Origin of the sequence: Nostoc sp. (assembly GCF_036918015.1) — a bacterium.
Lineage (GTDB): Bacteria > Cyanobacteriota > Cyanobacteriia > Cyanobacteriales > Nostocaceae > Nostoc.
Genome location: NZ_JBALEO010000045.1, coordinates 23,071 through 29,358, shown reverse-complemented (window position 1 = coordinate 29,358; position 6,288 = coordinate 23,071). Strand labels below are relative to the sequence as shown.

General features: G+C 40.7%; 8 protein-coding genes. All 8 read right to left on the bottom strand.

Features of this window, described 5'->3' with window-relative positions; all coding sequences use genetic code 11:
* On the bottom strand, positions 1–1,757 hold a 1,757-nt coding region (locus V7K61_RS10550; protein WP_335053283.1), incomplete at its 3' end, for a cytochrome c peroxidase.
* Positions 1,758–2,813: 1,056 nt separating this feature from the next.
* Entirely contained in the window at positions 2,814–3,020 is a 207-nt protein-coding gene (locus V7K61_RS10545) for a hypothetical protein (protein ID WP_335053282.1), read from the bottom strand.
* Position 3,021: 1 nt separating this feature from the next.
* Positions 3,022–3,237 (bottom strand): hypothetical protein, encoded by a 216-nt coding sequence (locus tag V7K61_RS10540; protein ID WP_335053281.1) that lies wholly within the window; start codon positions 3,235–3,237, stop codon positions 3,022–3,024.
* Positions 3,238–3,271: 34 nt separating this feature from the next.
* Positions 3,272–3,466: a hypothetical protein gene (locus tag V7K61_RS10535; RefSeq protein WP_335053280.1), complete on the bottom strand. Its 195-nt coding sequence runs from the start codon at positions 3,464–3,466 to the stop codon at positions 3,272–3,274.
* Positions 3,467–3,769: a hypothetical protein gene (locus V7K61_RS10530; protein WP_335053279.1), complete on the bottom strand. Its 303-nt coding sequence runs from the start codon at positions 3,767–3,769 to the stop codon at positions 3,467–3,469. It abuts the gene before it with no gap.
* 1 nt (position 3,770) lies between these two features.
* On the bottom strand, positions 3,771–4,070 hold the full coding sequence (locus V7K61_RS10525) for a hypothetical protein (protein ID WP_335053278.1): 300 nt from the start codon (positions 4,068–4,070) through the stop codon (positions 3,771–3,773).
* Positions 4,071–4,380: 310 nt separating this feature from the next.
* A complete protein-coding gene (locus V7K61_RS10520) occupies positions 4,381–5,922 on the bottom strand; it encodes a hypothetical protein (protein WP_335053277.1) in 1,542 nt (513 codons plus the stop codon).
* A 2-nt stretch (positions 5,923–5,924) separates the two neighbouring features.
* Positions 5,925–6,212, bottom strand: a complete 288-nt coding sequence (locus V7K61_RS10515) for a hypothetical protein (RefSeq protein ID WP_335053276.1) — start codon at positions 6,210–6,212, stop codon at positions 5,925–5,927.
* Positions 6,213–6,288: the final 76 nt, after the last annotated feature.

The window sequence follows — 6,288 nt, the reverse complement described above, 5'->3', positions numbered from 1 at the left end:
AGCGGATTCCCAAATGGGTCATTACCTCCAACACTAACATCTTCTAATGTCGGTCTGATGCCGATATTGAAAAAGCCATTGTCAAAGACGAATCTGCTCAAATTAGGGATCTTAAGAATCCCAATCCTTTGTTTCTGCACAGAACTCACAGAAGCACTGCTAAGTTCTGCCCCATTATGACAAAGGTTGCATTGAGCTTTACCCTCGAACAGTTGTTTCCCCCGTTGCTGTTGCCCAGTTAGGGCAGTGGTGTTTCCTTCCAAGAAGCGATCAAGTGGGGTATCGTTAGCGATGAGCGTAGATTCGTACATTTGAATTGCCAGCCCAAAAAATAGCGAGAAGTTGTACTCTATTAACCTGTACTCATTGGTTTCCAAAGAGCGATCCGGTTTCTTAACAAAAGTTCTCACACCCTTAGCATCAATTTGAATGAGTTGATTAGACTTCCACCACTCCGGCTTGAAGGCATCTTGAATTAGGCGATCATAGCTTTTATTTCTCAGTCCAGGTTCAGGCCATCTGCTATCTGTACCTAAAACACTGTCCTGTGGATGCACAAGTTGTTTCCCTAGCGGTCTCAGAGGAAATAACTTTTTAGCAAGTTTTCTGGGGAGTTTCTTGCCCTTGCTAACGCTGGCGGATTTGTGATCAATTGATCCGAACTTATCACCTATTTCTTGAAAGGTAAGACCATCAGAAGATTCCTCGAACGAGCTAAGTGGTGGATCGACTGCTTGAGAAGCTAAAGACGAATTATTGAGGCTAACTTTGACAAATTTTAGCTGATTTGGAGTCTGTGCTTTCACGACAGAAGCATGAGAATCTCTCAAACCAAAGGAATTCACTCCATTAAAGATGTTTTGCGCCCTACCGTCCCAGAAGTTGCGGAAGTTAAATACTGCATTAATCGCAGTTGGCGCGTTACGTGGCTCGACGCGACGTACATTTATACCTCCCACGTTAAACACGGGATCTGGTTTAAGCGTTACTTGGTCTTCTGCATTACCCGGTATTACATCAACAAACTTAGTATTGATAACTCCTTGAGAGGAGGCGATATCATTCCGGTCAGACACAACTGTTGTCGGATCATTTGGATTTGACAACTTGTGAAAGGGAAAATCTTCTGGCTTGAGCTGGTAGTTCGGCCCACCGCCGACATTAAAAACCGTATCTGGGTTTTCTGTGCCATCGGCGTTGATCCGCATCAGACCAGGAGATATCTGATTTTTTGATCTGTTGTCGGCTCCGGCATGGAAATGGCAAGTAGCACAGGAGGTTTTTCCATCGCTACCAACTTGCATATCCCAAAAAAGAGCCTTTCCTAACTTAATGGCGGCTACTTTGTCTTTTATAAAGTCTCCAAGATTATCAGGCTCTGGAACCGAAACAGTCTTGAGAGAAGCTAGAGGTGGAAACGCCGTAACCTGGGCAGATACAGTATTTCCAGCTATTACTGCTGCCACAACGATCGCAGCAATTGTTATAGTTTTTGAAAGTTTTGATACTATCCCGTTAGGTTTTACATAACCAGATTCCCCCCTTTTACGCTTTGGATCAACTGGAAATTTAGATGATGCTCCACGAGACTCTTGGTCATTAAAAGACCATAATTTGAGATTTTTTAAACTCCGAATTCCCTGCTTGATCTGCACTACCATCGATTTGAGCAAAAATCGACCATTGCCGGTTAGCAGCAAAAACATTGGAAAGGTAGCAAAAAGCAACCCTAAACTGACTATCCGTAAAATTACCATATTTTCATATCAGAAAACACTTAAAATTTTACTACTTATCTAAAGCTTTTTACTTATTATCAGCCGTATAAAATGTGACTATTTTTATTCGATTAATAATAAATGTAGAGAGGAAAAGATTAGGTTGTGAGTAAGTTTTGTCAATAGGTCTAAGTATATAAATAAATCTGCATCAGAATAATAATCGTAATAGGGGTATGAGTATGTGGGTTCGCAGATAAAATGAAAATCTGACAACGAATTTATAAGGGTTCCAGGTAACTATATTCGCGCATAAAGTGAAATTCATTGTGGAGTCTGGGTTTGAGCCAAATATTCAATTCGCACATAAATTGAAATTTTCCGACTTTGATTTAACGACAGCCCGAATGCTTTTAAAAGCGTACTTTTGAATTGCAATAGGCTTACGCCCTACCCCAGGCGATCGCTCCGTGCCATAGGTAGCCAAGCAGCTTGACTATAGAAAGTTTAGGAATTTAGGTATAAATTGTCATCAAGATTGAAGAAAGTACCCTGACTTTCCATGATTAGATGCAAAATTTCACTTTATGCGCGAATTGGCTAGCTAGCTCAAAGCCTTGCTTCACAATCGATTTCATTTTATGTGCGAATTGCATCGGCTGAAACCCGTGTAGTTTCGTTGTTCAAATTTCATCTTATCTGCGAACACACAAGTATCATCGGCTCAGAAAACCGGGTTAAGCTTAAAAGCCTTATTAGGTAAGGATTATGACGATAATGAAGGTCATTGACTTAAACTTATCATCGAGTAACTACTCAACGATAAAATAAGGGTTTCAGCTTCTAAAAATCTTTGTATTACTCATGTAATATCTATTAACCCGGTTTTCTGCGCGAATGCTACTCATACCCCTGATTCTGCGTTCCATGATTTATTCCCCTTTTTGAACCAGCAATTTCCCAGACACCCCAGCCGTAAAACCCAACCCAATCGCCGCTACAGTAACATTAGGCTTGATAAACAACGTCGCAATTCCGATAACTGCACCCCAAAGACAGCCATAACAGCAAACTATACTCAACTGATTTTTGGGTTTAGCCTTTCGTCTGATATTGTATGATATAAACTTTCTCATCCTCTTTCAGAGAAAATTGAATTTCCCCTGTTAGTAGATCCTTCTCCCATGTAATCTGTAAAGTCCCATTATCTGCAATTAATCCAATAGTGCTTCGTGTTAATTTTAATTGATAGGGTATATCTAAAGTTGATTGAGCCTCTTGCTGAAATTTATCGGCTGACATTTTAGTATTTGTATTGTATATAATTTCCTGGATCTGCTGACTTTAATGTGGTGATAAAACCAATCAGCGCAAACGGACATTTACACCCCAGGGCTTCTTCTATGACCACAGCATTCAGATTATACTCTTGGCAGACAGTATAAAAAATATCATCTAGGGATAGTTCTAAATTCCCATTTAATTCTTGAACTCGTTTTTCTATTGACTTGACTAACATAGCTGACAGGGCAAACGCTGATATGTTTTGAAGATTAATTCTTTCCCTTCGCTAGCCTTCGTGCTTCACTATAGGCAACAAATACAATACTTAAAGAAGCAGTTAAATTTACTACCAATGCAGGCGGACGACCACCAGTTAGCAATAGCATTACTAAAAACCCAATGCCGACTTGAGTTGTTTGTTTAACTAATGAACTGAGGCGATCTCTGATATCAAAATTTTTCATTCATCCTCCCAATCCCGGAAAAAACTTACTCCAAACACTTTGGTCTTTTGTCCCTAATCCTTCTGAGCATAAAACATTTTCTAGCCCTTGCTGATTACTCTGAATCTCCTGCATATTAAGAGAATGAATCACCTGAGCTAACTCTGGATTGTCTTCTAACAGTTCAGCCTCAAAGCTTAACTCCTGCTGCAACAGTTGAGCATTTCGGCGCAATAACATCTGCTGATTATGTCGCTGTCTGATAAGGGATTCAGTCAGGTGTAATTGTTCTTCAAAACTCAAATCGCCGTATTCGTTATACATTTTATTCAACTCCAATTAAACCAAAGTATTCTGCGGAAAATTCCATCAAGTATTTGAGAGCTAAACAGTCGCCATAACTAGTGTATATTTGAGCAATAGTTTTGAAGATTTCTAATATATTATCAGGCGTTACTTCAGTAAAACGAGAAGCTAAATTAAATGCTGAGTTTTCAGCTTGTGGCTCTAGCGGCGTTGCGTCAGCCCACACTATTAAACCTCGCTTGTCCAGTTCTGCTAAAGAAATATCATTCACAGCATCTACAACTGAATCTGGTGCATATTTTAGTAGCAGTTTAATCATAGAATGATTCCTCCATAAAGTAACTGATATCCCAGCCTCAATCTTGTAATAAATTCGTCAGTATTACGATTGCCCCAAACAGGATTACTACGGCTTTTTATCCAGTTGATTGGACTATGACAAATCTCTTGATGACAACGGTAGCACGTAGGAAATGTAGATTGACCAATGATGTCGTTGCCGTAGTAAGCGTGATGGATTTCTTCACTTTTATTAGTTAGGCAAACGACACAATAATTGTGAGTTTTTCTGTGAGCGATCGCTACTTGTTTTCTGTACTCTTTGGGATTACCATATCGAGCATTCCAGTTTAATTGTCTGGGTAGCCGAGATTTTCTAATAGTAATGTTACTCCCTTTTCGTTTAACTCTTGCCCCGTTAATTCGTGCCACTTCTGTTTGATTTCCTGAAAATGTGGTTTTCTCCCTAATTCTGTTGCCCATTTTCTAATTTCTTCGTACCAGTCAACCTGCTGCTGTGAGGATTGCTGATTATTTTTAGAACTATTAACAGTGTCAGCATTCGGTTTGGAATCCTGTTTTTGTTCCAGACCTTTGATATCAAATTCCGGGATTAGGGCAACGAAGGGATTAGACCGAGTGGGAATTACTAAGGCATAACGTACACCAGCTTTATCTAGTAGTTCGCAAGCTTGGCGTAACATCTCCAAAATCTCTTTTTTGACATTTACAAAGTCTTGGGGATGGTCAAGAATATAAGAGGATGTTTGCCCTGTGGCAATAAAACAGACATTCTTTAAGGACGGGCGACTAAATCCGGTTTCTCCAGAGAGCGGGGACTGGCCCATAAACACCCCATGTCCTTTAAGTCCAGCAGTGAATTTGATGATATAGTTCCAAAAACCCTGCAAATCTTTGGCAGTATCAGCATCAACCATTCCTGGAAGTCCCTTGCCACCACCATAAACACTATCAACTTCATCCTGTGCAAGAAATAATTCCGGGACACCCTGACATTCACCACCAACAATTGATACTCTTGCTTTCTGTTTGTCAATTTGGTCTGTGGCAAAGATGAGCCAATTTCTTAATTCTTTCATGCCGTCAAACTTACGGCTAAACTTGCACAACCATCTAGTGACATCATTTTTTGGATCGCTGCCAATCACAATTGCTGGTGTTTGAGATTTTGCAGCAATTTTGTTGATAATCACCCCAGCCAGCGTGGACTTTCCAGACTGTGTTCCACCAGAAAGGTAAAAATGGTGATTGCTGCGAAGAGTCATATTTTGATTAGATGCAGCATCACACAGTTCATCAATCCAAGCATCATCAATTCTGATGTAGTCAGGATAATTAGCAGCGATCGCTTGCAGAACTTTCATCGCACCCGGATTAATCACGGACTGCACAAATTCTTCATCAATGTCAGCAATATCGGGATTGGGAATACCAGTCGGTGAAGGTGATTGTTGTGCTGGTGGTTCTGGGAGTGTAACCAACCCTTGCAACTGATATTCAGCAATCCACCGGGGGCGCTCTTGCATTGGTAGCCGATTCACATAATCAGCAACTCGGCGTTTAGCTGCGATCGCAGTAGTGACATAATTGTATGCTGCCTGACCCTGTAAATGCTGTTTGAGTGCTTTGAGGTCAGCTTCTAGCAAAGACTGGTAAACTTTTTCCTTACTTTCGCTGATTTGGGCGGATATACCAAACAAGCCAGCACTGACCGTCCCAGCGCCGAGTAAGATTCCGGTTGTTATTCGATCTGTATTTAAGAAAAAAGGAGCAGACAAACATAACACTGCACTCGCTCCTAAAGAACATAAAATAGTCCGTTCTGCATGAATGGCACTACTGGCAGTTAGTCGTTCCAGTTCAAATGTCATTGCTATCGCACCCCCAACGCAACACCAGCACAAACTAAAGTCAGAAAAACAAACAGGAATATCACCCCAGGCATTAACCCAATGGTAAAAGTCTTGCGGTTAAAGCCAAATCCTTTGATGACTAAGCCAGCAAAGTTAAAGAAACCAACTGCCAAACCGCAAATGCAAATCATGCCAATGATCCACACCAAGAATTGACTGACTGGGCTAGCAACACAGAGAAACCCCATCAACATTGACAGCCCGACTCCAGAGACGGCATATCCAACGAAGGAAAGCTTAATTTGCATAATTTAAGTTGCTCTATCTACATCCTTAAATATTTGAGCAATACGAACACAATTGTCTGAAAAACAAAGGACTACG